Origin of the sequence: Enorma timonensis, assembly GCF_000321165.1 — a bacterium.
Classification (GTDB): domain Bacteria; phylum Actinomycetota; class Coriobacteriia; order Coriobacteriales; family Coriobacteriaceae; genus Enorma.
Genome location: NZ_CAPF01000075.1, coordinates 1 through 4,919, shown reverse-complemented (window position 1 = coordinate 4,919; position 4,919 = coordinate 1). Strand labels below are relative to the sequence as shown.

At 68.9% G+C, this 4,919-nt stretch carries 5 protein-coding genes; 4 read left to right on the top strand and 1 reads right to left on the bottom strand.

Annotated features, from left to right (window positions below):
- Both BN423_RS08600 and BN423_RS08590 read left to right on the top strand, forming a co-directional pair.
- On the top strand, nt 1–761 hold a 761-nt coding region (locus BN423_RS08600; protein WP_019239847.1), incomplete at its 5' end, for a transporter substrate-binding domain-containing protein.
- A gap of 213 nt (nt 762–974) precedes the next feature.
- On the top strand, nt 975–1,964 hold the full coding sequence (locus tag BN423_RS08590) for an alpha/beta hydrolase (protein ID WP_019239845.1): 990 nt from the start codon (nt 975–977) through the stop codon (nt 1,962–1,964).
- 99 nt (nt 1,965–2,063) lie between these two features.
- Here BN423_RS08590 and BN423_RS08585 read toward each other — a convergent pair whose 3' ends face one another.
- Nucleotides 2,064–2,936: a LysR family transcriptional regulator gene (locus BN423_RS08585; RefSeq protein WP_019239844.1), complete on the bottom strand. Its 873-nt coding sequence runs from the start codon at nt 2,934–2,936 to the stop codon at nt 2,064–2,066.
- Between the two features lie 190 nt (nt 2,937–3,126).
- Between BN423_RS08585 and BN423_RS08580 the strand changes: the two genes are divergently transcribed.
- Both BN423_RS08580 and BN423_RS08575 read left to right on the top strand, forming a co-directional pair.
- A complete protein-coding gene (locus tag BN423_RS08580) occupies nt 3,127–3,987 on the top strand; it encodes an HAD-IIB family hydrolase (protein ID WP_019239843.1) in 861 nt (286 codons plus the stop codon).
- A gap of 70 nt (nt 3,988–4,057) precedes the next feature.
- The gene (locus tag BN423_RS08575; RefSeq protein WP_019239842.1) at nt 4,058–4,879 is read left to right on the top strand and encodes a ZIP family metal transporter; all 822 of its coding nucleotides are present in this window, start codon (nt 4,058–4,060) and stop codon (nt 4,877–4,879) included.
- Nucleotides 4,880–4,919 lie beyond the last annotated feature (40 nt).

The window sequence follows — 4,919 nt, the reverse complement described above, 5'->3', positions numbered from 1 at the left end:
CGTCGGCGGGCTCGGGCAGCAGCGCGGGCTCGGCGGCGACATCGGGCGGCGACCTCCTCACCCAGGTCCGCGACTGCGGCGAGCTCGTCTTCGCCACCGAGGGCACCTGGAGCCCGTGGACCTTCCACAACGAGGCGGACGAGCTCACCGGCTACGACATCGAGGTGGCGCGTGCCATCGCGGGCGAGCTCGGCGTCGAGGCGACTTTCGCCGAGGGCCGCTGGGACAGCCTGCTCGCCGGCCTCGATGCCGAGCGCTTCGACACCATGGCCAACGGCGTGTCCGTCACGCCGGAGCGCGAGGAGCAGTACGACTTCACCGAGCCCTACGCTTACAACCGCATCGTGGTCATCACCACGGAGGACTCCGACATCGCGCGCATGGAGGACCTCGACGGCAAGCGCACGGCCAACACGCTCGGCTCGAGCTACGCGACGCTCGCCGAGAGCTTCGGCGCGACGAACTCCGGCGTGGACGATTTCAACCAGACGATCGAGCTTCTGCAGCAGGGGCGCATCGATGCGACCCTGAACGACGAGGTGGTCTTCTTCGACTACATGGACGCGCACCCGGACGCGCCGCTCAAGATCGCGGCGGAGAACAGCGAGGCGACCCCCGTCGCCTTCCCGCTGCGCAAGGGCGCGGAGACGGCGAGCCTGCGCGCGGCCATGAACGAGGCCATCGACGCCCTGCGCGCGGACGGCACGCTCGCCGCGCTCTCGAACGAGTTCTTCGGCATCGACATCTCGAGCGAGGATTGAGGGTCGGCGGCAGCCGGGGAAGCCGGTCTGGAAGGAGGAGATGCCATGAGGCACATCACGGTCACGGCGCAGGGCGAGGCGTTCCAGGCGACGCTCGACGATGCCTCCGGCCTGGCGCGGGCCGTGGGCGCGGGCTCCGTCTCGGTGGCTTGGGAGCGCGCGTAACAGACCAGCTCACAACCGATATGGATTCATATGAGAAAGGATTGCACCATGGAAAACGAGCAGCTGAACCTCACGCGGGAATGGGACAAGACGTTCCCGAAGTCCGATCTGGTGGACCACGAGAAGGTGACCTTCCATAACCGCTACGGCGTCACGCTGGCGGCGGACCTCTACCGGCCCCGCAGCGCCGAGCCGGGTGCCAGGCTCGCCGCCATCGCCGTCTCGGGCCCCTTCGGCGCCGTGAAGGAGCAGGCGAGCGGCCTCTATGCGCAGACCATGGCGGAGCGCGGCTTCCTCACCCTCGCCTTCGACCCGTCGTTCACCGGCGAGTCCGGCGGCGAGCCGCGCTACATGGCGAGCCCGGACATCAACACCGAGGACTTCCTCGCGGCGGTGGACTACCTCAGCTGCCGCGACGACGTGGACGCGTCGCGCATCGGCATCATCGGCATCTGCGGCTGGGGCGGCCTGGCGCTCAACGCCGCCGCGCTCGACCCGCGCATCAAGGCCACGGTGGCGAGCACCATGTACGATATGGCGCGCGTCGCCGCGAAGGGCTATTTCGACGAGGCCGATAGCCCCGAGGCGCGCATGGAGCAGCGCCGGGCGCTCGCCGAGCAGCGCACGCGCGACTACGCGTCCGGTACGTACGAGCGCGCGGGCGGCGTGGTCGACCCGCTGCCCGAGGACGCGCCCTGGTTCGTGCGCGACTACTACGATTACTACAAGACGCCGCGCGGCTACCACCCGCGTTCGCTCAACTCCAACGAGGGCTGGAACGTGATCGGCACCCAGAGCTTCCTCAACCAGCCCATCCTCGCCTACGCGGGCGAGATCGAGAACGCCGTCATGGTGCTCCACGGCGACGCGGCGCACTCCTGCTACATGGGCAGGGACGCGTTCGCGCTGCTCAAGGGCGAGAACAAGGAGCTCGTGCTCGTGCCGGGCGCCGTGCACACCGACCTGTACGACGGCGGCGGCAAGGACGCTATCCCCCGGGACACCATCCAGGCGTTCTTCGAGCGGTACCTGGCGTAGACGCGAGGCGGGGCGCCCGCGCGGTGTGGCGCCGACGTGAAACGGCTATCCCGCCGGACGCGCCGCCTGCTCATGCCCTGCGCCCGCGCCGCCCGTCCGCTACCCCCACAGCTCGCGGATGCGCTGCAGAAACGCGGCCGCTGCGGGCGAGAACACCTGGTAGCGCTTCCAGGCGATGAACACATCGGCGGTGAGCGCCGGCTCGAGCGGGCGGAACGCCAGGCCGCTCTCCGGCGAGGTGTCCACGATGCCCTCGAGGCTCACGACGTAGCCGATGCCGCGCCGAGCGAGCAGCGCGGCGTTGTAGAGCAGGTTGTAGGTCGCCACGACGTCCAGGTCCTCGAAATCCCGCCGGAACCAGCTGCGCATCTCGCGGCTCGACTGCTGCGAGAAGATGAGCGGGCGCCCCTCGATGTCCTCGGGGCGGATCGCGGCGCGCGCGGTGAGCGGGTCGTCCGCGCGCATGAACACGCCCCAGGTGTCGTGCGCGGGCAGGGGCAGGACCTCGTATTTGTCGAGGTCGGTGTGGCCGATGAACAGGCCGAAGTCGATGCGCCCCGAGTCGAGGCGGTCGGAGATGTCCTCGGCGTTGCCGCTGTGCAGGCTGAAGCGCACGAGCGGATAGGCCTCCTGCAGCTCGGCGATCACGTTCGCCACGAGCGACATCGCGGGCGTCTCGCCGCCGCCGATGCGCACCTCGCCCGCGAGCGCGTCGCCCGTGACGCGGAACTCGGCCTCGGTGCGGTCGGCGAGGTCGACGATCTCCTCGGCGCGCGTGCGCAGCCGCATGCCCGCCTCGGTGAGCTCGATGCGCCTCTTGCCGCGCAGGAAGAGGGTGCTGCCCAGCTCGCGCTCGAGGTCCTGCATCTGGCGCGAGAGCGAGGGCTGCGAGATGTGCAGCGCCGCGGCGGCGCCGGAGATGGTGCCCTCGCGGGCGATCATGAGGAAGCGCCGTAGCGCGGTGATCTCCATTTCGCTTCTTCCATACACGCTGCGTCTCGAAGGTGTTCCGCCGCTTATTGTACCTGGTGAGCGCGCCATCGCGGGCGGGGGAGGAGGGCGGCGTCTTAAACCTGTCCCCAAATGTAGCAAAAGGTAACGTTTTGAACCCGTCCCTAAACGTATCATGGGTGAGGTGAGTTGACGGTCAGGGGGAGATTCGATGATCAAGATGTTCGCGAGCGACCTGGACGGGACGCTGCTCAACTACTTCCACCGCGCCGACCGCGTGATCCGCGCCGCCGTGCGCGAGGTCACGGAGTCGGGCGCGCACATGGTGATCGCCACGGGCCGCACGGCGCGCACCGGCGCGTCGCAGGGGTTCGGCGACCTTCCCATCGAGGTGGTGGGCTCGAACGGCTCCATCATCCGCGGCACGCGCGGCGAGCTGCTCAAGGCGTTCGTCATCGATCCCGCGCTCGTCGAGGAGCTGCTGTGCGCCTTCCCGCAGCTCGTGTTCGAGTGCGTCGCGCCCGACGGCTCCTTCCTCACGGGCACGCTCGAGGCATGGATGGCGTCGTTCGCGGGCAGCAGCGGCGTCACGCGCCGCGCCATGATGCGCCGCAACCGCCGCCGCGCCCTCGCGGACGAGACCATGCACTTCGAGCAGACGCCCGCGCAGGCGCTCGCGCACGACATCTGCAAGCTCAACGTGCGCACGCAGGACGAGGGGCTCAAGCGCGAGCTCTCGGCGTACCTCGCCGACCATGCGGACGCGCTCGTGAACGCGCCGTTCAAGCCCGTGATGTTCGAGATCTCGAGCGCCGGCGTGAACAAGGGCGAGGGCCTCGCGTGGCTCGCGTCCTATCTGGGCATCTCCGAGGACGAGGTCGCGGTGTACGGCGACGGCGGCAACGACATCCAGATGCTCGAGCGCTTCGCGCACGCCTACGCGCCTGCGAACGCCGACGAGGAGGCGAAGCGCGCGGCGGGCACCGTCCTCGGGCAGAGCGCGCTCTATTCCGTGTCTCGGCACATGGTGCGTACCGTCCGGCGGCAACGTGGGTACTATTCCATTGGCTGACATTCGACCAGTCTGATGGGAATGATAAAAACCAGACAGGCTGGATTTTATCATTTCGGGAAGGACGCGCATGTTCGATGCTTCTACCCTGCAAGCGCTCGCCTGGGCGGCGGCGGGTTGCGGGTTCACCTGGCTCATGACGACGGCGGGCTCGGCGGTGGTGCTCTTCACGGGGAAGGACCCCGAGCGCGGCAAGCTCGCCCACCACATCTTCCTGGGGTTCGCGGCCGGCGTCATGATCGCCGCAAGCGTGTGGTCGCTGCTGAACCCCGCTATCGAGCAAGCGGAGGAGCTGGGGCAGATCGGGTGGATCCCGGCGGCGGGCGGCTTTCTGCTCGGCGTCGCGTTCCTCATCGCGCTCGATTCGCTCCTGCCGCACCTCCATGCCGACGAGGCCGAGCCCGAGGGCATCCACACGAGCTGGAAGCGCACGACGCTGCTCGTCTCGGCCGTGACGCTGCATAACATCCCCGAGGGCATGAGCGTGGGCCTGCTCTTCGCGATGGCCTCGCAGACGGCCGGCGCGGCGGGCGAGGCGTACCTGGGCATGGCCGTCGCGCTGGCGCTCGGCATCGGGCTGCAGAACTTCCCCGAGGGCGCGGCCGTGTCGCTGCCGCTGCGGCGCGAGGGCTTCAGCCGGTGGAAAGCGTTCGTGGTGGGGAGCCTGTCGGGCATCGTCGAGCCCCTGTTCGGCGTGGTCGTGGTGCTCGCGGCGGGGTGGATCGCGCCCTACATGCCGTGGCTGCTCTCGTTCGCGGCCGGCGCCATGGTCTACGTGGTGGTGGAGGAGCTCATCCCCGAGGCGCACCTGGGCGAGCACTCCAACGTGGGCACGCTCGGCGTCATCGCGGGCTTCGTGATCATGATGGTCCTGGACGTGGCCCTCGGCTAGGAGTCAATGGGGACGGGTTCAATTGACTCAGTGAGTCAAT